The organism is Nonomuraea sp. ATR24 (genome assembly GCF_041950485.1).
GTDB classification, from domain to species: domain Bacteria; phylum Actinomycetota; class Actinomycetes; order Streptosporangiales; family Streptosporangiaceae; genus Nonomuraea; species Nonomuraea ceibae.
Genome location: NZ_JBGNUU010000015.1, coordinates 122,871 through 141,841, shown reverse-complemented (window position 1 = coordinate 141,841; position 18,971 = coordinate 122,871). Strand labels below are relative to the sequence as shown.

Genomic DNA, 18,971 nt, shown 5'->3' with positions numbered 1-18,971 from the left:
CGCTCCCGGTTTGCCCTTACAGGGCCAATCAGGAAAAGTGGCCTTATGAAGCATCTGTCGGCTCAGCAGGTGGCCCGGCTCGCCGACGTCCCACCGGACGCCCGGCCCTACTACCGGGCGCTCGCCGACGCCGTGCGCGCCCTCGTGATGGACGGCCGCATCCCGGTCCGCGTTCGCATGCCCGCCGAACGGCACCTGGCCGGCACGCTCCAGGTCAGCCGCACCACCGTGACCGCCGCCTACGACCTGCTGCGCGAGCGCGGCTACCTGGAGAGCCGGCAGGGCTCGGGAAGCTGGACCGCGCTGCCCGACCCCGCCGTGTCGTCCGACAACCCGTGGCTGGCCGTCGACGACGGCGGCCTCATCCAGATGCACGCCGCCGCCCCGCCCGCGCCCTCCGCGCTGCGCGAGGTGATGGCCGCCGCCGTCGACGACCTGCCCCGCTACGGCATGGGCAACGGCTACCACGCGCTCGGCCTGCCCGTGCTGCGCGAGCGGATCGCCGCCTACTACACCGGGCGCGGCCTGGCCACCCGGCCGGAGCAGATCCTCATCACCACCGGCTCGCAGAACGCCATCCAGCTCGTCCTCGGCGTGCTGACCGGGCCGGGCGACCCCGTCGTGGTCGAGTCGCCCACCTACCCGCACGCCATCGACGCCGTCCGCCTGCGCGGCGCCCGGATCGTCCCCGTCGGCGTCACCCACGAGGGCTGGCAGCCCGACCTCGTCGCCGCCGCCATGCGCCAGCCGGCCGCCCGCCTCGCCTACCTGATGCCCGACTTCCAGAACCCCACCGGCGCGCTCATGGACGACGCCACCCGCGCCGCGCTCACCGGCGCCGCCCGGCGTTGCGGCACCACGCTGCTCGTCGACGAGACGTGGGCCGAGCTGGCCCTGGACGACGTGCCCCGCACCGCCCCCATGGCGGCCTTCGACACCGACGGCCGGGTGATCAGCATCGGGTCGGCGTCCAAGCTGTGGTGGGGCGGGCTGCGCATCGGCTGGATCCGCACCACCGCCGCGCTGGCCCGGCGCATGGCGCTGCACCGCGCCGCCGCCGACATCGCCAGCCCGGTGCTCGAACAGCTCGTCGTCGCGCGGCTGTTCGACCGGCTGGAGGAGACCAGGGCCGAACGCCGCCGCGCCCTGCGCGCCTCCCGCGACGCCCTGGTCACCGCGCTGCGCACGCACCTGCCCGAGTGGGAGTTCGCGGTGCCGCGCGGCGGCGGCACGCTGTGGATCCGGCTCGGCTCCGGCTCCGCCGTCTCCCTCGCCGAGGCGGCCGCCGGTCATGGCGTACGGATCGCGCCCGGCCCCTGGTTCGGTCTGGAGGGCACGCTGGAGGGTTACCTGCGGCTGCCCTACACGCTGCCGCCCGCGCTCCTGCGGGAGGCGGTCACCCGCGTCGCCGCCGCCCACCGGCACGGCCCGATCGGCCCCGCCCGGGTCCCCGACTCCCTCAGCCCGATGGTGTGAGCGGCGTCATTCGGTGATCCCCCTGGCGAGGGGCGCGCGCCAGTTGAGGCGCATGGCGGCGATCCGCAGCACGAAGGCGAGGACGGCCGCGCCCAGCGTGGCCGGCCAGCCGTGCAGGCCGAGCTCCGACAGGATCGCCATCGCCGCCGAGCCCAGCAGGGCGGGCAGCGCGTACAGCTGCCGGTCGTACAGGAGGGTGGGGATCTCGCCGGCCAGGACGTCGCGCAGCATGCCGCCGCCCACGGCCGTGACGACGCCCAGCAGGGCGGCGTGCAGCGGGCTCAGCCCGTACTCCAGGGCCTTGGCCGTGCCGACGGCGCAGAACAGGCCGAGGCCGGCGGCGTCGAGCACGAGGATCGCGGGCATGACGCGGGCCACGTGCGGGTGCCAGAAGTAGACCACGGCCGTGGCCACGACCGGCACCAGCACGTAGCCGAGGCTCTGGAACGCGGCGGGCCGCACGTTGAGCACCAGGTCGCGCACGATGCCGCCGCCCAGCGCGGTCATCTCGGCGAGCACCGCCATGCCGACCACGTCGAGCCGCTTGCGCACGCCCATGAGGGCGCCCGACAGCGCGAAGACGAAGATGCCGGCGAGATCGAGAAGTTCTGACACGTTGGCAATGTCTACAGGATGTCCGCGCGACGGCTAGCGGATGGGGGGCATGGCGGGCACGTGGTGCTCGGCCATCAGCGCGCGCAGCTTGCGGGTGAACATGAACAGCGCCAGCCCGGCGACGATCGCCAGCGCCGCCAGCAGCAGGTAGTAGGCGGGCTCGGACATCACGTTGCCGAGCCGCCCGGTCTGCCCGCCGACGGCGTCGCCCACCGACACCGCGATGAACCACACGCCGAGCATCTGCCCCTTGAACGCCTGCGGCGCCAGCTTGGTGGTGACCGAGAGGCCGACCGGGCTGAGCGACAGCTCGCCGAACACCTGCACCAGGTAGACCAGCACCAGCCACCAGACCGACACCCGGCCGCTCTGCGCCAGCGACGCCGCCAGCGCCATGATGACGAAGCTGAGCCCCACCATGACCAGCGCGAAGGCGAACTTCTGCGGCGTGCTGACCCGGTTGCCCAGCTTGACCCAGAGCGCCGCGAACACCGGCACGAAGATCATGATGAACAGCGGGTTGAACGACTGCGTGGTCGCCGCCTGGATCGGCACCCCGAACAGCGACAGGTCGGTGTTGTTCTGCGCGAAGAACAGCAGCTTGCTCGGCGCCAGGTCGTAGATCATCCAGAAGATGGCGGCGGCGATGAACAGCCAGATGTACGCCTTCATCCTGGACCGCTCGTCCTCGGTCAGGTCGTGGCTGCCGAGCATGATGTAGCCGAAGTAGACGACGGGCACGGCCAGGATCACGACCGTCACCACGAGCGTGAACCGGCTGAGCGTGAACGTGCCGGTCGCCGCCCACGCGCCCAGCGCCACGGCCGCGACCGCCACCGCCGCGCAGGTCATCAGGCCGAAGCGGCGCAGCTCGGCGGGCGACAGCGGCATGCCCGGCCGCTCGCCGACGCCGCGCAGGCTGCGGCGGCCGCCCCAGGCGTACTGCGCCAGGCCCAGCGCCATGCCGACCGCCGCCGCGCTGAAGCCCAGGTGCCACCGGTCGCCGGCGGCCAGCCAGCCCACCACGATCGGGGCGAAGAACGCGCCCAGGTTGATGCCCAGGTAGAACAGTGAGAACCCGGCGTCGCGGCGCGCGTCGGCGTCGTCGGGGTAGAGCTTGCCCACCATGACGGAGATGTTCGGCTTGAGCAGGCCGGTGCCCGCGATGATCAGCAGCAGGCCGAGCCACACGAAGATCGGCCCCTGGACCGGGATGGCCATGCTGATGTGGCCGCACATGATGACGAACCCGCCCCAGAACACCGACCGGCGCGGCCCGAGGATCCGGTCGGCGATCCAGCCGCCGGGCAGCGCCACCAGGTAGATCAGCGCGCCGTAGACGCCGACGACCGCCTGGGCGGTCTCCTCGGTCATGCCGAGCCCCTGGTTGGCGGGGGAGGCCACCATGAACGTCGCCAGGATGGCACGCAGTCCGTACCAGCTGAACCGCTCCCACATCTCGGTGCCGAACAACGTCGCCAGGGCCCACGGGTGACCGAAGAACGTCCTGCCGCCGTTACTCATCCGTGCCCCCGATGGTCACTCAAAGCGTGTGAAAGATTACTCTACGTCACAGATGTGCCAGACCCTTGCCGCTACCCGCGCGGTGTGGTGCGATGCATGCCAAATGTGTAAGTGGTCGCTGACTGGAGGCCCGCGCCATGGCAGAAGTCTTCGAAGTCCGGGCGGAGATCGAGCGGCTCATCGCCGGCCGCACCGTGTGCGAGCAGCTCCGACAGGTCGCCGAAAGCCACCCCGACGCCCCCGCCTACTCCGATCCCGTCGAGGGCCCGGCCGGCGGCTGGGCCACGCTCACCTACGCCGAGGCGCGCGGCCGCGTGCTGGAGATCGCCGCCGCCTTCGCCGCGCTCGGGCTGGAGCCCGGTGACTCGGTCGCGCTGATGATGGTCAACCGCAGCGAGCACGTGCTGGCCGACCTGGGCGCCGTGCACGCGGGCGGCGTCGGCTGCACCGTCTACTCCACGTTCGCGCCCGACCAGATCGCCTTCGTCGCCGGCGACGTCGGCGCCCGCTACGCGGTGCTCGGCGGCCCCGCCGAGCTCGCCCGCTGGGAGTCCGTCCTGGACCGGCTGCCCGGCCTCCGCACGATCATCATGCTGGAGGGGGCGCCCGACGGCGACCGGTTCATGTCCTGGCGGGACTTCCTCGACCTGGGCCGCGCCCGCCTGGCCGAGGACCCCGCCACCGTCGAGGCCCGCTGGCGGGCCGTCACCCCCGCCGACGTCGCCACCGTCCTCTACACCTCGGGCACCACCGGCATGCCCAAGGGCGTGCCGCTCAGCCACACCAACATCTTCTACGAGGTCGAGTCCACCGACCGGATGGCCTCGCTGCCGCTGCTCGGCACCCAGATCTCCTACCTCACCTACGCGCACATCGCCGAGCGCGTCCTCAGCCTCTACCTGCCGCTGGTCAAGGTCTCCCACGTGCACTTCTGCACCGACCTGGCCAACCTCGGCGCCACGCTCGGCCAGGTAAGGCCGATGCTGTTCTTCGGCGTGCCCCGCGTGTGGGAGAAGATGATGGCCCGCCTCCTGGCCGTCCTGGCCACCCAGCCCGAGGAGCAGCAGGAGGCCGTACGGCAGGCCATGGCGGCCGGCGTCGCCTACGTCGAGGCCGGGCAGTACGGCGCCACCCTCACCCCCGAGATCGAGGCCGCGTACGAGAAGGCCGACGCCTCGCTCCTGTCGGTCATCCGCGGCATGATCGGCTTCGACCGCGCCCAGTGGACCGCCACCGGCGCCGCCCCGCTCGCCGGCGAGGTCCAGCGCTTCTACGCCGGGCTCGGGCTCAAGGTCATCGACGTGTACGGGATGACCGAGACGACGGGGGCGTTCACCGGCAACGGCCCTGCCTGCTACCGCCTCGGCACCGTCGGCCGCGCCGAGCCCGGCGTCGAGGTGCGCATCGCCGGCGACGGCGAGCTCCTCACCCGCAGCCCGCTCAACACCACCGGCTACCTCGGCCGCCCGGAGGCCACCGCCGAGCTCATCGACGCCGACGGCTGGCTGCACACCGGCGACATCGGCACCGTCGACGCCGACGGCTTCTACCGGGTCGTCGACCGCAAGAAGGAGCTGATCATCACCGCCGGGGGCGAGAACATCTCCCCGGCCGAGATCGAGAACCACCTCAAGGAGCACCCCCTCATCGGCCAGGCCCTCGCCTACGGCGACAACCGGCCGCACCCGGTGGCCGTGCTCACCCTCGACGGCGAGGTCGCGCCCGGCTGGGCGCAGGCGCGCGGCATCGCGTTCGCCACGCTCGCCGACCTGGCCGCCCACCCCGACGTGCTCAAGGAGGTCGAGACGGCCGTCGAGGCCGCCAACGCCAAGCTCGCCCGGGTCCAGCAGGTCAAGCGGTGGGCGCTGCTCGGCGCCGAGTGGACCGCCGAGACCGAGGAGCTGACGCCCAGCCTCAAGCTCAAGCGGCGGGTGGTCCACGCCAAGTACGCCGACCTCATCGCCGGGCTGTACGACTCCTGACCTTTTGCCATCGGTTGCCATCGGGGGCGTGTGTCGTGGTCCAGGTCATGACCGGGCGGTTCGTACCGTCTTGATCATGACCAGAAGCCTTCTTCTCGTCTCGCTCGCGGCGGGTGCGCTCACGGTGCCCGCACCGGCGTCCTCCGCCGCGACCGAGCTCGCCATCCGGGAGATCACCGTACGGCCGGCCGCTCCGGTGGTCGGGGCCGGCGACTCCGTCCGCCTGGTGATCGACGTGGTCGCCAAGGGGGTGCGGGGGCGCGACGGGGTGACCGTCACGGTCGAGCCCGGCTCGCCGCCCGCCGGCGCGGAGCGCCCGTCGCCGCCCGGCCGGCCCCGCGTCCTCGCCCCGGACGAGAACGTCACCGAAGGCGGCGCCGACGCCCTGCCACCGGCGCAGGCCGTACAGGAGAACCCGGCCCGGCCCGGCACAGCGGACGGCACATCTAACGGCGTGGCTAACGGCGCGGCGGACCGGGGGGCGGACGGCGCGGATGCGGCGCGGCCCGGCGAGGGCGCCGGCCGGCCGGCGACGGAGGCCGGGCGGCCCGGCGGGGAGGCCGGGGGGCCCGGGGCGGACGCCGTCCGGTCGGGGGCCGAGGCGGTGCGCTCGGCCGCCGAGACCGTGCGGACGGCGGCGGGCGCGTTCCGGCCGCAGGTGGTGCGCGAAGAGGGCGCAGAGGGGCGGCCCGGGGTGCCGGTGCGGCTGGTGTGGCGGCTGGCGCCGAGCCCGATGCGGATGAGCGGCGGCTGGCAGACCTGGCGCTTCCTGCCGGACAAGGAGCTGACCCGCTTCTACCCGGCCGGCACCTGGACGATCACCGCGACGGCCGAGGGCGCGCAGGGCGCGAGCGTGACCGCGTACGAGACGTTCCAGCTCAGGCGGGAGACGCGGCTGTCGGACGTCGCGGTGGAGCGGTCCCGCCACGCCGAGGGGGTGCGGCTGCACGGCTCGCTGAAGAGGGCCGACGCGCGCGGCCTGACCGGGCTCTCGCCGTTCGGCGGGCAGCGGGTTGAGCTCCTGTGGCGGCAGAGCCCGTCCGGCGAGTGGGCGCACGCCGGGTACGTCACCACGGACGCCAAGGGCTCGTTCACGCACACGGTGCGCGACCGGACGGGCGGCTTCTGGCGGGTGCGGTACGCGGGCACCGGCCACTACGCGCCTGACCAGTCCAAAATCCACGAAATCGCAGGATAAAAGCCCTAATACAACTCCATAAACGACATCACCGGAATTGGTGTTGCGAAATTGTGATCGTCCGTTTCGCAACCTTTCTTTACCCTTACGCGTCATTGGACGGTGACGTGTGCCGTCCCGGCGCGCGTTCCATACGGGGAAGGAAGTCAGTTTCATGATGCGACGACTCGCCGCCGGAGTGGCGGCGGCCGCCATGGGCGCCACCGTGCTCGCGGGAGCGGCCGCGCCCGCGATGGCCGACCCCGGCTACGACAGTGGCCAGACCCGGCTCGACCTCGACGTCAACCCCGAGCCCGCCTGGCGCGGCAAGCCGCTGACCGTCGAGGGCAAGCTGTCCGTGCACTGCGACGAGGACTTCGCCAGCGGCCTCGTCGTGGTCCTGCACGACAACCGCTGCAAGGAAGGCAGCTGGCACCGGCTCGGCTGGAAGCGGATCGTCATCCTCTTCAAGCCGTCCTACAGCGGCCGCTGGGAGTACGTCGACACGCTGAAGACCGGCCGCGACGGCTACTTCCACACCCGGGTCGAGGCCCGCTCGTCCGGGACCTGGCGGGCGGTCTTCGAGGGCTCGCGCCACCTGGAGCCGTCGTCCGACACCGACTGGGTCAAGGTCTACGGCCGCCACCACCACCGCTAGCCGATCACGCGGACGCCCGGCCCCTCACACGCGAGGGACCGGGCGTTCGCCGTCGTCACGGCATTCCCAGAGCGGAACTGTCAGGGGAGCGGCACCCGCAGCGGTCCGAAGTCGGCGATCTCCACGGTGAGCTCCCCGGCCGCCGCCGGCAGCTCGAACAGGCCCCAGAACTCCCGCTCCTGCCCCGGCCCGAACTTCTCGCTGGACAGGCGCACCCCGGACACGTCGGTGCACGCGCAGTAGGCGTCGACGCCGCCGTTCTCGGCCGGCACCTGGAGCCGCCCCGGCAGGTAGCGGCGCTTGCCCCGCTCGTCGGTGAGCGTGACGGCGGTGGCCGCCTGATACTTGAACGACATCCAGTCCTTGGCGCGGTGCAGCTCGTTGTACCAGGCCTCGGCGCCGCCCTCGTTCTTCACCCGGTAGGTGAGCAGGCCGAGCCCGTCCGGCAGCCGCCGCAGGCCGGTCACCTCCAGCTTGAACGGCTGCCCGTCGGCCGTGGTCGAGCCGGTCAGGCCCTCAGCCGGCCGGCCGCTCGGCTGCGCACTCGGCTGGGTGGCGGCCGGGGCGGGCTCCGGCTTGGCGAACGTCACCGTGACCCGGCGGTTGCGCCGCCTGCCCTCGTCGGTGCCGTTGTCGTAGAGCGGCTGCCGCGACCCGAACCCCCGGGCCTGGTAGGTGACGCCGTCCCGGGTGACCAGCGCCGACAGCGCCTTGCGGACCGCCTGGGCGCGGCGCGCCGAGAGCGGGTCGTTGATCGCGTCGGTGCCGGAGGAGTCGGCGTGCCCCTCGACCTTGACGGTGTCGCCGGGGGAGGCGTCGACGAGCTTCGCGGCGCGCGCGAGCACCGCCCTGGCCTTGGGCGTGAGCGTGGCCCGGTTGACCGCGAACAGCACGTCGGAGGAGAGGCTGATGCTCAGGTCCCTGCCGTCGTCGGCGGTCTCCTCCGACAGGTCGGTGGACTCCGACGGCGTCACGATGCGGCGGGCCAGCGTGGTGACCTGCTCGGCGCCCGGGTCGGGGAGGGTGAGGCCGGGCGGGGTGACGGGCGGATCGTCGCTGATCGGCACGTCCGGCATCGGCGGGCCCACCGGGGTGACCACGGTGGCGGTGGTGGGGGAGCCCGCGGGCGCGGGCAGCATCGCGTACAGGTCGACCGACTGTCCCGGGTCGAGCGAGTACGGCAGCTTGTCGCGGTCCTGGTCGCTGCACAGGCACGGCGAGCCGGTCGGCTGGTAGGGCAGGATCCACGAGCGCGCGGCCGTGTCGAGCACGCCGATCCCGGAGGCCCAGCGGATCTGGCCCAGCGGTCTCGTCTGGTCGCCGAGCTGGCCGGTCCACGAGATGCTGTCGGACTCGCCGGTGTTGGTCAGCCGGACCTGGACGGCCAGGTGCGCGCCGCCGATCCGGTTCAGGCCGGTGACCTCCACCTTGAGGTCGGGCGTGAGCGTGCTGCGCGACTCCGCGAGCGCGGCCGTCGCGGGCGCGGTGGCGGATGCGGTGGCGGGCGCGGTGGTGGCGGGCGCCGAGGACGCCGGCGCGCTGGCCCGGCTGGCAGATTGGGGTGCTTCTGCCCCGTTCGTCAGCCCGCAGGCCGAGGAGGCGAGCAGGAGGGCGAGCGTGACAGGCTTTCTAAGCTTCACCGGACGCATGATGTCGTATTCGTCCGTTCCTGTCGTGTTGAAAGTTCAGTAGGCTCGGCTGAAGATTTCAACGCGGGGGAGTCGATGAGCCGGGTCACGCTCAAGGAGGTCGCCGAGCGGGCGGGTGTGGCCATCGGCACGGCCTCGGCGGTGTTCGCCGGCAAGTCCTGGGTGTCCCCGGCCACCGGCGCCGCCGTGCGGCAGGCGGCCGAGGAGCTCGGCTACCGGCCCCGCGCCCGCAAGGCCACCGCCGCGCCGGGCGGGATGATCGGGTTCGTCTCCTGGGTGAACGACCTGTTCGCCCCGGCGAACCCCTACTACGCCCCGGTCCTGTTCGGCGCCCAGCAGGCGTGCGCCGAGCTGGGCCTGTCGATGACCTACGAGGTGGTGCAGCGGCGCGGCGACCTGCTGCCGCTGTGCGTGGCCCGTGAGCAGGTCGGCGGGCTGCTCGTGCTGAGCTCGGCCCCCCGCGACCAGCTGCTCCGCATCCTCGACGCGGGCGTCACCTGCGTGCTGCTGGAGTCCGCCGCCGGCGACCTGCCCGACGGACTGGCCGTCGACCAGGTCGGCCACGACGACGAGACCGGCGGCTACCTGGCCACCCGCCACCTGCTCGACCTCGGCCACACCGACCCGCCGCCCGCCGTCATCACCGCCGACGAGCGCGTGCTGCCCGCCGCCCGCAGGCTGTCCGGCTATCGGCGGGCTTTGGCCGAGCGCGGGCTGCGCCCGCCGCCCGGCTACGTCCGGCGCGGCGAGTTCACCTCCGAGACCGGCCACGAGCAGATGGCGGCGCTGCTCGCGCTGCCCGTGCCGCCGACCGCCGTCTTCTGCGCCAACGACGAGTCGGCCTTCGGCGCGCTCGCCGCGCTGCGCGAGCGCGGCCTGTGCGTGCCCGGCGACGTCAGCGTGATCGGCTACGACGACATCGCCATGGCCGCGCACGCCTCCCCGCCCCTCACCACGATCGCCAGCGACAAGGAGCTGCTGGGCGCGCAGGCCGTCTGGCACCTCGTGCAGCGCATCCGGCGCCCCGGGCTCACCGGCCGCGACACCCGGATCGCCGTGCGGCTGGTGGCCAGGGAGTCCACCGCCCCGCCCCGCTGAGCCGGCCCCCGCTGTCCGCCTGATAGGCACGCATCCGCCCTGCTCGACCGAGTAGCATGTCGATCAAGCTGCTTGAGGCTTGCTTGAGGTGAAGGAGACCCCTCCGTGACCGAGCTTGAGCGGGTTCCGCCCGGCGTCGACCCCGGCGTCCCGAGTTCCGCCCGGGTCTACGACTACCTGCTCGGCGGCAAGGACCACGTCGCGGTCGACCGCGCCGTCGCCGAACGGCTGCTCGCCGTCGCGCCCGACTCCCGCCTCGTCGCCCGGGCCAACCGGATCTTCCTCGTGCGCGCCGTACGGCATCTGGCCGAGCAGGGCGTGCGGCAGTTCATCGACGTCGGCGCCGGCATCCCCACCTCGCCCAGCGTGCACGAGGTCGCCCGCGAGGTGCACCCCGCCTGCCGGGTGATCTACGTCGACTACGACCCGGTGGTGCGGCTGCACGCCCAGGTGCTGCTGGCCGACTCGCCCGGCGTGGAGAGCATCCAGGCCGACCTGCGCCGGCCCGCCGACATCCTGACCGACCCGCACGTCACCGGCCTCATCGACTTCGACCAGCCCGTCGGGGTGCTGCTCGTCGGCATCTTCCACTTCGTCAAGCACGAGGAGGACCCCGCCGGGATCATCGCCGCCTTCCGCAAGCGGATGGCGCCCGGCAGCCACCTGGTCCTCTCCCACGCGATGCTGGAGAGCGACCCCGAGGCGCGCGGCGAGCTCTACCGGGCCACCGCCAACACCCCGGCCCACCCCACGTTCCGCTCCCGCGACGAGGTGCTGGCGCTGCTCGACGGCTTCGACCTGATCGGGCCCGGGCTCGTGCCCGTCCAGGACTGGCGGCTCGCCGGCGACGACGACATCCCGCTGATGGACGGCATGCCCAAGCTGCGCATCGACGGCGCCGTCGGGCGGGTCCCCGCCTAGGGAGGGCCGTCCCGGGAGCGCCTGCCTAGCCCCCGCGCCACGGCTCTGTTGCCGCCGCCCGATCCGGCCCCGGCGGCAGCCGATTCCGCCCCGTTTCTCGGCATGATGGAGAGAGGCTGAACCCTTCAGAAGGGCCTCCGGCATGCCATTGTTAGGCTTCGCCCTGTCCTGCTGCATCCTCCCCTTCGGCTTGGGGCTCTCCGCCCTGCTGGTGCTGGCGCTCGAATGGCTCGCACCCGACGTCATCCCGTTCGAGCTCGACACGTTCTGGGCCCTCGACCGGCCGCTCTGGCCCGCGTTCACCGGCGCGGTCACGCTCGTCTGGCCGGTCCTGGCGGCCGGGCTGCTGATCACCCTCGTCGCCGTGCCCCGCCAGCGTCACGCCCAGCGGCAGATCGCCGCCTACGGCGTCGAGGACGCCCAGGTCATCCGGCTGGGGCCGGCCCGGATGCTGTTCCAGAGCGCGCTGGAGGAGATCGCGTTCCGGTGGGTGCTCTTCTACGCGGCCATCGCCGGCGCCACCTTCGCCGACTTCGTCCTGCTGGGCTTCGCCGACCTGCACCCGGTGCGGTGGCTGTTCACCGAGGTGCTCATCCCGCTCGCCGACCTCGCCACCTTCGGCATGCTGCACGAGCAGCTCACGCTCGGCGCCTGGGCCGTGGCCGCGGCGATCCTCACCAGCAACGGCCGCTTCCGCAACGGCCACCTCTACCAGGGGCTGATCGGGTGGATCTGGTCCTGGTACATGGGCATGTTCCTGTTCCTGGTGATGTTCGAGTACGGGCTCCCCGCCGCCATCGCCGTGCACGTCGCCTACAACCTGGTCACGCTGACCCTGCACGTGGCCATCACGGGAGTGGCGCCGCGCGTGGTGGTGCTGAACCTGGAGCCGCAGCCCCTTCAGGAGTGACGTACGGCCCCCGGGGCGCGCCGGGGGCCGTACGGATCAGCGGGCGGCGAAGTTCTGGGTCCAGTAGGTCTGGCCCTTGGCGTTCTTGGCCGCGCCCACGCCGATGAGCGTGTACTTGCAGTTCATGATGTTCGCCCGGTGGCCGGAGCTGTTCATCCAGCCGCTGACCACCGCGGCCGGGGTGCGCTGGCCCATGGCGATGTTCTCGGCCCAGCCGGTGCCGCCGGTGAACCCGGCCGCCCGGATGCGGTCCATGAACGAGCGGCCGTCCTGGGAGGTGTGGCTGAAGTAGCCGCGGGCGGCCATGTCGGAGGAGTGGCCGAAGGCGGCCTTGCGCAGCTGCGGGTCGTGCTTGAGCGGGGCGCAGCCGCCCTTGGCGCGTTCGGCGTTGGTCAGGCGGACGACCTCGTTCTCCTCGGCCGTGCCGACCGTACCCGCCGGGGGAGCGGGCGAGGAGGTCGGGGCGGGGGCGGGCGTCGCGGTGGCGGACGGGGTCGGGGCCGGGGCCGGGGAGCAGGTGAGCCGGACCGGGCGGGACCTGGCCGTGTGGCCGCGGTAGTCGGTGGCGAGCGCGTAGTAGACGCCGGGGGCGCACGGGAGCGTGAGCGTGAGGCGGGCGCCGGTGGCCCGCCGGGCGCCGCTCCTGACCACCGGGTCCTTGCCGGGCTGGGCGCGCTTGACGCGCACGCGGATCAGCGCCGGGCGCTCGCAGCCGCTCCTGGTGGCGGACGCCCGGATCCTGCCGTCGTCGCCGACCTGCGGTCCCGTCACGGACAGCCGGCAGGCCGCCTGAGCGGTGGAGGCCGTGCTCGCCGCGTGGGCGGCGGGCGTCACGAGCGTGGCGGCGGTGGCGAGGCAGGCGATCATCCCAAGGGATCGGCGCATGCGGTGTTCCCTCCAGTTTCCGGTAGACGCTGGATGGAAATCGCATTCTGTCGGGGCCAGAACCAACTTGTCAGGAAAATTCGGATATCTGGGTAAACCAACGGGGCCCCTGGGGCGTCCGCGCAGCGCGAGGGGCGGCCACCCGGAGGCGGCCGCCCCCGAGTCTCAGCGGGCGCCCAGCAGGTGCTCCATGGCGAGCTGGTCGAGCCGCTCGAACGCCATCCCGCGCGCCCCCGCCGCGTCCGCGTCGAAGTCCTCGAACGCGCCGCGGTCCGCAAGCAGATCCTGCAGCGTCTCCCCGTCCGCCAGCGTGGGCCTGGCCAGGTCGTCCAGCCGGGACGCGCGCAGCGCCTCCTGCACCTCAGGGTCGGCGCGGAAGGCCGCCGCGCGCTCCTTGAGCATGAGGTAGTTGCGCATGTTGCCGGCCGCCGACGCCCACACGCCGTCGACGTCCTCGGTCCGCGGCGGCTTGAAGTCGAAGTGCCGCGGCCCCTCGTACCCGCCGCTCTCCAGCAGGTCCACCAGCCAGAACGCGTCCCGCAGGTTGCCCGCGCCGAAGCGCAGGTCCTGGTCGTACTTGACGCCCGTCTGCCCGTTCAGGTCGATGTGGAACAGCTTGCCGTGCCACAGCGCCTGGGCGATGCCGTGGGTGAAGTTGAGCCCGGCCATCTGCTCGTGGCCGGTCTCCGGGTTGACCCCGACCAGCTCCGGATGGGCCAGCTCGCCGATGAACGCCAGCGCGTGCCCGACGGTCGGCAGCAGGATGTCGCCGCGCGGCTCGTTCGGCTTGGGCTCGACGGCGAAGCGCAGGTCGTAGCCCTGGCTCAGCACGTACTCGCCGAGCAGGTCGAAGGCCTCCTTCATGCGGTCGAGCGCCACCCGCACGTCCTTGGCGCCGCCCGACTCGGCGCCCTCGCGGCCGCCCCACGCCACGTAGACCTTGGCGCCCAGCTCGACGGCCAGGTCGATGTTGCGGATGGTCTTGCGCAGCGCGTAGCGGCGCACGTCACGGTCGTTGGCCGTGAACCCGCCGTCCTTGAACACCGGGTGCGTGAACAGGTTCGTCGTGGCCATCGGCACCACGAGGCCCGTCTCGTCCAGCGCCTGGCGGAACCGCTTGACGTGGCGGTCGCGCTCGGCGTCGCCGGAACCGAACGGGATGAGGTCGTCGTCGTGGAACGTCACCCCGTACGCGCCCAGCTCGGCGAGCCGGTTGACGGTCTCCACCGGGTCGAGCGCCGGGCGGGTCGCGTCGCCGAACGGGTCGCGACCCGGCCAGCCGACGGTCCACAGACCGAAGGAGAACTTGTGCTCCGGGCGGGGCGTGAGGCTGTCAGTCACTGGGACTCCTATTCGTAAGGGCAGAAAACAAATTAATATGCCAAGGCGGCGGAGGGAAGACCGCCCCCGGAACGCAGGAGGCAGCATGTCGGCACAGCGCGTCGTCATCGGCATCGACAGCTCTACCCAGTCGGCCAAGGCCGTCGCCGTGGACGTGGACACCGGCGCCGTCGTCGGCGAGGGCCGCGCCCCCCACACCGTCACCTCCGGCGCCGGCCGCGAGAGCGACCCCCGGCAGTGGTGGCAGGCCCTCTGCGACGCCGTCGAGGCCACCGGCCACGCCGCCCGCGCCGCTGCCGCCTCCGTCGGCGGCCAGCAGCACGGCCTCGTCACCCTGGACGACGCCGGCGAGCCCGTACGCCCCGCCCTGCTCTGGAACGACGTCCGCTCCGCCGGCCAGGCCGCCGCCCTGGTCGCCGAGCACGGCGCCGACCGGCTCGCCGAACGCGTCGGCAGCGTCCCCACCGCCGCCTTCACCCTGACCAAATGGCTCTGGCTGACCGAGAACGAGCCCGCCCATGCCGCCCGCGCCGCCGCCGTCCGGCTGCCCCACGACTACCTCACCGAACGCCTCACCGGCCAGGCCGTCACCGACCGCGGCGACGCCTCCGGCACCGGCTGGTGGACCCCCACCGGCTACGACACCGGCCTGCTGGACGCCGCCGGGCTCGACCCCGCCCGACTGCCCCGCGTCACCGACGGCCTCGCCGGCACGGCGCTCCCCGGCGGGCCGCTCGCCGATGGCACCCCCGTCGCCGCCGGCACCGGCGACAACATGGCCGCCGCGCTCGGCCTCGGACTGCTCCCCGGCACCCCCGTGCTCAGCCTCGGCACCTCCGGCACCGTCTACGCCGTCACCCGGCGCCGGCCCGCCGACCCCACCGGCGTCGTCGCCGGGTTCGCCGACGCCCTCGGCAACTGGCTCCCGCTCGCCTGCACGCTCAACTGCACCCAGGCCGTCGACAAGATCGCCTCCCTGCTCGGCCGCGACCGCGACGCCGTCGAGCCCGGCGGCACCGCCGTCGTCCTGCCCTACCTCGACGGCGAACGCACCCCGAACCTGCCGCACGCCGCCGGGCTCCTGTACGGGCTGCGCCACGACACCACCGCCGGCCAGGTGCTCCAGGCCGCCTACGACGGAGCCGCGCACTCGCTCCTCGCCGCCCTCGACGACGTCCTGCGCGCCGGCGGCGAACAGCCCGACCCGGACGTGCCGCTCGTCCTCATCGGCGGCGGCGCGCGCGGCGCCGCCTGGCGCGACACCATCCGCCGCCTCTCGGGCCGGCCCGTCCTCATCCCCGCCGCCGGCGAGCTCGTCGCCCTCGGCGCCGCCGCCCAGGCGGCCGCCCTCCTCACGGGCGAGGCCCCCGACGAGGTCGCCCGCCGCTGGGGGACCGCCCGCGGCACCCTCCTCGACCCGCTCCCCAGGGACACCGAGGCGATGGACAGGATCGCCGGTACGCTGCCCCGTGCCGACCGTCTCCTGACCACCCCCTGACCCCCGGAAGATCCCCATGCCCCCACCCACCGGAAGCACCGCCCCTCCCCTGACGACCTCCTTCGAGGCCGAGACCCCCCACCAGGGACCCGGCCCCGACGGCGCGCCCCTTGCGCGCGCCACCACCCCTCCGGAGAGCGGGTGCGCCCGCGAGGAGGGCAAGAGTTCCGCCCAGGGGAGCGGGCGCGGCGCTGCTGCCGCCGACGCCGTACGGGACGTTGCTCCTGCGGGGGGCGGGCCCGTCTGTGGGAGCGGCGGCGGTGCCCGTACGCGTGCCCGGTTGGCCAGGGGTGCTGCCGCTTGCGGCTGGGGGGCTGCTTGTGGGGGCGGGGGCCGCGTGCGGGGAGTCGTCCCTGCGGAGGGCGGGGCTCTTCGGGGTAGTGGCGGGCGGGTTGCTGGTGCGGGGGTATGGGTGTGAGGCGTTGGGAGCAGGCGCGTCGGCAGGACGGGGGGCGGCCGGCGTCGCAGCAGGGGATGCGGCAGCACAACCTGGCGCTCGTCATGGGGACCGTGGCCGCGCACGGGCCGGTGTCGCGGGCGGCGGTGGCGGGGCGGACCGGGCTGACGAGGACCGCGGTCTCCAGCCTGGTGGACGAGCTGCTCGCCGGGGGGCTGCTGACCGAGCTGGGGCCGGCGGCGAGCGGCCGGGTGGGGCGGCCGGGGACGGCGCTGGCGGTGAGCGAGGAAGGCCCGGCGGGGCTGGGGCTGGAGGTGGGCGTCGAGCATCTGGGCGCCTGCGTCACCGACCTGCGCGGTGAGGTGCGGGTGTGGTCGCGGGCCGAGAGCCCCAACGCGGCGCTGGACCCGGCCGGGGTGATGGCGGCGCTGTCGGAGCTGGCCGACGACGCCACCCGGCGGGCCGCCGAGCTGGGGCTGCGGCCGGTCGCGGCGGTGGTGGCGGTGCCCGGCCTGGTGGGGGACGTGCCCGGCACCGTGGCCCGGGCGCCGAACCTGGGCTGGCACGACGTTCCCGTCGCCGGGCTGTGGCCGGGGGAGCTGCCGCTGCGCGTGGAGAACGAGGCCAACCTGGGCGCGCTGGCCGAGCTGTGGGCGCATCCGGTGGCGGACGACTTCGTGCACGTGTCGGCGGAGAGCGGCATCGGCGCGGCGCTCGTGGTCGGCGGGCGGCTGTTCAGCGGCGCCCGGGGGCTGGCGGGCGAGCTCGGGCACATGCCGGTGCATCCGGACGGGTTCCCCTGCTCGTGCGGCGCCCGGGGCTGCCTGGAGCAGTACGCGGGCAAGGCGGCGGTGCTGCGCGCCGCGGGCCTCCCGCTCCCGGCGGCGATCGGCGCGGCCCAGGCGGGTGCGGACGTGGCGGGTGCGGCCCTGGAGGGTGCGGACGTGGTGGCGGCGCTGGCCGGGCTGGCGCGGGCGGGGGAGACGCCGGTGGTCCGGGCGCTCGACGGGGCGGGGACGGCGCTGGGGACGGCGCTGGCCGGGGCGGTGAACCTGCTCGACCCGGCGGCCGTGGTCCTCGGCGGCGCGTACGCGGAGCTGGGGGAGTGGCTGCTGCCGGCGATGCGGCGCGAGCTGGCGGCGCGGGTGACCGTGCGGCCGTGGGACCCGGAGGCGCTGACGGTGTCCGAGCTGGGCCGTCGCGGCCCGCTGCTGGGGGCGGCGCTGGCGACGGTCCGGGGCATTCTTGACGATCCCGCCGCACTCTGGTCATGACGCGGCGCCACGACAGATGTCGATCTTTGCGAGATCGTCGTCAGGGAGCGCGGAGCGTGCTAGCGTATTAGGCGTTGCAGTTCTGGTACCCATGGATTTCGTGTGCGCCTGGCGGGATGTGACCCTCGGGCGCATTTGTGTTTTCGGCGGTCATCTTCCTCAGGTGTCACTACGGCGACACGGGATCCGCGAACCGCGCTTCCCCGCACTCTTCGCCAATCGAAGGAGATTGACATGGCGACTGGCACCGTGAAGTGGTTCAACGCTGAAAAGGGCTTCGGCTTCATCGAGCAGGACGGTGGAGGCGCTGACGTCTTCGCCCACTACTCCAACATCGCGGGCAACGGCTACCGCGAGCTGCGCGAAGGCCAGAAGGTCAGCTTCGACATCACCGCGGGCCAGAAGGGCCCCCAGGCCGAGAACATCGTTCCGGCCTGACCCCTTCACACGGCTTCACCGGAAGGCCCGCACCCCCCGAGGGTGCGGGCCTTCCGCCTTCCCTGCCGGGAGCACGATCATCAGGGCCGGTGATCGGATCGCAGGAGGTCGTGGGCCTGCTCCAGCACCGACTCCACCGGGATGCCGGCCACCCACGACGGGTCGTGCGGGCAGCGCGGCACGGCCGGGTCGAGCCCGTCGGTCCCGCACACCGGGCAGGCCGGCGTCCACGACACCAGCGGCCGGTGCCGGTCCCGGCTGATCGGCCCCGCGTTGATCAGGTTGCCGCACCAGTAGACGCCGACGGTCGCCGTGCCCACGGCCGCCGCCAGGTGCCGCGGCCCGGTGTCGTTGGCCACCACCAGGTCGCACGCCCGGTAGAGGGCGGCCAGCCCGCCCAGGCCGAGCACGCCCGCGAGCGGCAGGGCGGGCCGCCGCATCGCCGACACCACCCCTGCGACCAGGTCCCGCTCGGCCCGGCTGCCGGTGACCACGACCGGCCGGCCGAGCGCGTCGGCGACGGCCGCGAAGCTCTCGACCGGCCAGCGGCGGCGCGGGTCGTTCGCGCCGGGATGGATCGCGACCAGGCCGGGCGGCGGCTCGCCGAGCACGGCCGCCACCTCGGCGGCGTCGGCCGCGGTGACCTCCACTCTCGGTTCGAGCCGGTCGGCGGTGGCGCCGACCAGCGCCGCCACCTCCAGGAAGCGCAGCGTCTCGTGCTGGTGGCCGCCGTAGTGCACCCACCGGTCCAGCGGCTCGGCGTCCGGCGCGCGCAGCCCCACCGTCAGGCCCGCGCCCAGCTCCCGCACGAACGGGTTGGAGTGCCGCCCGCCGCCGTGGATCTGCACCGCCAGGTCGAACCGCCGCTCCCGCAGCCGGGCGAACAGCTCGGGCGGCGCCCGGTGCCCGGCCTCCATCGTCGACACGCCGGTCACCGGCGGCAGCGCCACCACCTTGGCCACCGGCCCCGGCCTGCCGCGCAGAAACGCCGCGTGCCAGTCCAGCCCGAGCAGCGTGATCTCCGCCCCCGGGTAGCGGCTGCTCAGCGCCTCCAGCGCGGGCAGCGCCAGCAGGAAGTCCCCGACCGCGTTCGCCCGCAGCACCGCGATCCTCACGGCGGCTCCATGA

At 73.7% G+C, this 18,971-nt stretch carries 16 protein-coding genes; 10 read left to right on the top strand and 6 right to left on the bottom strand.

The features are described 5' to 3' along the window. Nucleotides 1-45 precede the first annotated feature (45 nt). Entirely contained in the window at nucleotides 46-1,476 is a 1,431-nt protein-coding gene (locus ACBI99_RS31545) for a PLP-dependent aminotransferase family protein (protein WP_219505665.1), read from the top strand. A 6-nt stretch (nucleotides 1,477-1,482) separates the two neighbouring features. Here the strand turns inward: ACBI99_RS31545 and ACBI99_RS31540 are convergent, their stop codons facing one another. Both ACBI99_RS31540 and ACBI99_RS31535 read right to left on the bottom strand, forming a co-directional pair. Beyond that, the gene (locus ACBI99_RS31540; protein ID WP_219505662.1) at nucleotides 1,483-2,091 is read right to left on the bottom strand and encodes a trimeric intracellular cation channel family protein; all 609 of its coding nucleotides are present in this window, start codon (nucleotides 2,089-2,091) and stop codon (nucleotides 1,483-1,485) included. A gap of 33 nt (nucleotides 2,092-2,124) precedes the next feature. Further along, on the bottom strand, nucleotides 2,125-3,615 hold the full coding sequence (locus ACBI99_RS31535; protein WP_219505660.1) for a peptide MFS transporter: 1,491 nt from the start codon (nucleotides 3,613-3,615) through the stop codon (nucleotides 2,125-2,127). A gap of 137 nt (nucleotides 3,616-3,752) precedes the next feature. Between ACBI99_RS31535 and ACBI99_RS31530 the strand changes: the two genes are divergently transcribed. From ACBI99_RS31530 to ACBI99_RS31520, 3 genes are all read left to right on the top strand, one after another. Continuing rightward, nucleotides 3,753-5,597 (top strand): AMP-dependent synthetase/ligase, encoded by a 1,845-nt coding sequence (locus tag ACBI99_RS31530; RefSeq protein WP_375074141.1) that lies wholly within the window; start codon nucleotides 3,753-3,755, stop codon nucleotides 5,595-5,597. 76 nt (nucleotides 5,598-5,673) lie between these two features. Then, the gene (locus tag ACBI99_RS31525) at nucleotides 5,674-6,795 is read left to right on the top strand and encodes a hypothetical protein (RefSeq protein ID WP_375074140.1); all 1,122 of its coding nucleotides are present in this window, start codon (nucleotides 5,674-5,676) and stop codon (nucleotides 6,793-6,795) included. 154 nt (nucleotides 6,796-6,949) lie between these two features. Continuing rightward, nucleotides 6,950-7,432: a hypothetical protein gene (locus ACBI99_RS31520; protein WP_219505654.1), complete on the top strand. Its 483-nt coding sequence runs from the start codon at nucleotides 6,950-6,952 to the stop codon at nucleotides 7,430-7,432. Between the two features lie 80 nt (nucleotides 7,433-7,512). On the opposite strand, the gene ACBI99_RS31515 is transcribed toward ACBI99_RS31520, so the two are convergent. After that, complete coding sequence (locus tag ACBI99_RS31515) at nucleotides 7,513-9,072, bottom strand: OmpA family protein (protein WP_375074139.1); 1,560 nt, start codon at nucleotides 9,070-9,072, stop codon at nucleotides 7,513-7,515. Between the two features lie 84 nt (nucleotides 9,073-9,156). Here ACBI99_RS31515 and ACBI99_RS31510 point away from each other — a divergent pair, with 84 nt between their 5' ends. From ACBI99_RS31510 to ACBI99_RS31500, 3 genes are all read left to right on the top strand, one after another. Next, nucleotides 9,157-10,179: a LacI family DNA-binding transcriptional regulator gene (locus ACBI99_RS31510; RefSeq protein WP_219505650.1), complete on the top strand. Its 1,023-nt coding sequence runs from the start codon at nucleotides 9,157-9,159 to the stop codon at nucleotides 10,177-10,179. A 105-nt stretch (nucleotides 10,180-10,284) separates the two neighbouring features. After that, nucleotides 10,285-11,100: an SAM-dependent methyltransferase gene (locus ACBI99_RS31505; RefSeq protein WP_219505649.1), complete on the top strand. Its 816-nt coding sequence runs from the start codon at nucleotides 10,285-10,287 to the stop codon at nucleotides 11,098-11,100. A gap of 142 nt (nucleotides 11,101-11,242) precedes the next feature. After that, nucleotides 11,243-12,010: a hypothetical protein gene (locus ACBI99_RS31500; protein ID WP_357586734.1), complete on the top strand. Its 768-nt coding sequence runs from the start codon at nucleotides 11,243-11,245 to the stop codon at nucleotides 12,008-12,010. Between the two features lie 36 nt (nucleotides 12,011-12,046). On the opposite strand, the gene ACBI99_RS31495 is transcribed toward ACBI99_RS31500, so the two are convergent. Together ACBI99_RS31495 and xylA are read right to left on the bottom strand one after the other, a co-directional pair. Next, nucleotides 12,047-12,895: a CAP domain-containing protein gene (locus ACBI99_RS31495; protein ID WP_375074138.1), complete on the bottom strand. Its 849-nt coding sequence runs from the start codon at nucleotides 12,893-12,895 to the stop codon at nucleotides 12,047-12,049. A gap of 165 nt (nucleotides 12,896-13,060) precedes the next feature. Continuing rightward, a complete protein-coding gene (gene xylA / locus ACBI99_RS31490) occupies nucleotides 13,061-14,236 on the bottom strand; it encodes a xylose isomerase (protein ID WP_308125779.1) in 1,176 nt (391 codons plus the stop codon). Nucleotides 14,237-14,321: 85 nt separating this feature from the next. On the opposite strand from xylA, the gene xylB reads away from it, so the two are divergent. The 3 genes from xylB to ACBI99_RS31475 all read left to right on the top strand — a co-directional run bounded on the left by xylB (nucleotide 14,322) and on the right by ACBI99_RS31475 (nucleotide 17,843). Then, nucleotides 14,322-15,734, top strand: coding sequence for a xylulokinase (xylB, locus tag ACBI99_RS31485; RefSeq protein ID WP_375074137.1), 1,413 nt, complete (start codon nucleotides 14,322-14,324; stop codon nucleotides 15,732-15,734). Between the two features lie 474 nt (nucleotides 15,735-16,208). After that, nucleotides 16,209-17,405 (top strand): ROK family transcriptional regulator, encoded by a 1,197-nt coding sequence (locus ACBI99_RS31480; protein ID WP_357586740.1) that lies wholly within the window; start codon nucleotides 16,209-16,211, stop codon nucleotides 17,403-17,405. Between the two features lie 234 nt (nucleotides 17,406-17,639). Further along, a complete protein-coding gene (locus tag ACBI99_RS31475) occupies nucleotides 17,640-17,843 on the top strand; it encodes a cold-shock protein (protein ID WP_049575752.1) in 204 nt (67 codons plus the stop codon). Nucleotides 17,844-17,923: 80 nt separating this feature from the next. On the opposite strand, the gene ACBI99_RS31470 is transcribed toward ACBI99_RS31475, so the two are convergent. Continuing rightward, nucleotides 17,924-18,958 carry a glycosyltransferase family 9 protein gene (locus ACBI99_RS31470; protein WP_375074136.1) on the bottom strand — a complete coding sequence of 345 codons (1,035 nt, stop codon included), beginning with the start codon at nucleotides 18,956-18,958 and terminating at the stop codon, nucleotides 17,924-17,926. Between the last annotated feature and the right edge of the window lie 13 nt (nucleotides 18,959-18,971).

Excerpts from the sequence above, each read along its gene's own strand:
- ACBI99_RS31545 (WP_219505665.1), top strand. The coding sequence starts at position 46 with ATGAAGCATCTGTCGGCTCAGCAGGTGGCCCGGCTCGCCGACGTCCCA.
- ACBI99_RS31535 (WP_219505660.1), bottom strand. The coding sequence starts at position 3,615 with ATGAGTAACGGCGGCAGGACGTTCTTCGGTCACCCGTGGGCCCTGGCG.
- ACBI99_RS31530 (WP_375074141.1), top strand. The coding sequence starts at position 3,753 with ATGGCAGAAGTCTTCGAAGTCCGGGCGGAGATCGAGCGGCTCATCGCC.
- ACBI99_RS31525 (WP_375074140.1), top strand. The coding sequence starts at position 5,674 with ATGACCAGAAGCCTTCTTCTCGTCTCGCTCGCGGCGGGTGCGCTCACG.
- ACBI99_RS31520 (WP_219505654.1), top strand. The coding sequence starts at position 6,950 with ATGATGCGACGACTCGCCGCCGGAGTGGCGGCGGCCGCCATGGGCGCC.
- ACBI99_RS31510 (WP_219505650.1), top strand. The coding sequence starts at position 9,157 with ATGAGCCGGGTCACGCTCAAGGAGGTCGCCGAGCGGGCGGGTGTGGCC.
- ACBI99_RS31500 (WP_357586734.1), top strand. The coding sequence starts at position 11,243 with ATGCCATTGTTAGGCTTCGCCCTGTCCTGCTGCATCCTCCCCTTCGGC.
- ACBI99_RS31495 (WP_375074138.1), bottom strand. The coding sequence starts at position 12,895 with ATGCGCCGATCCCTTGGGATGATCGCCTGCCTCGCCACCGCCGCCACG.
- xylB (WP_375074137.1), top strand. The coding sequence starts at position 14,322 with ATGTCGGCACAGCGCGTCGTCATCGGCATCGACAGCTCTACCCAGTCG.
- ACBI99_RS31480 (WP_357586740.1), top strand. The coding sequence starts at position 16,209 with ATGCGGCAGCACAACCTGGCGCTCGTCATGGGGACCGTGGCCGCGCAC.
- ACBI99_RS31475 (WP_049575752.1), top strand. The coding sequence starts at position 17,640 with ATGGCGACTGGCACCGTGAAGTGGTTCAACGCTGAAAAGGGCTTCGGC.